1 pseudogene is annotated in these 266 nt (G+C 65.0%); it reads left to right on the forward strand.

Annotated elements, in window-relative coordinates:
• Positions 1-266, forward strand: a pseudogene (locus Q5762_RS38645) (pyridoxal 5'-phosphate synthase lyase subunit PdxS); the annotation flags it as partial.

Below are 266 nucleotides of genomic sequence, written 5' to 3' on the forward strand. Positions count from 1 at the left end.
TGCGCTTCGACGAAGTGCCCGATGCGCAGGTGCTGCAGCAGCTCGGCGTCGACTACATCGACGAGTCCGAGGTGCTCTCGCCCGCCGACTACGTCAACCACATCGACAAGTGGAAGTTCACGGTGCCCTTCGTCTGCGGCGCCACCAACCTCGGCGAGGCATTGCGTCGCATCAACGAGGGCGCGGCCATGATCCGCTCCAAGGGCGAAGCCGGCACGGGCGATGTGTCCGAGGCGACCAAGCACATCCGCAAGATCACGAGCGAG

Origin of the sequence: Streptomyces sp. P9(2023) (assembly GCF_032436795.1) — a bacterium.
Taxonomy (GTDB): domain Bacteria; phylum Actinomycetota; class Actinomycetes; order Streptomycetales; family Streptomycetaceae; genus Streptomyces.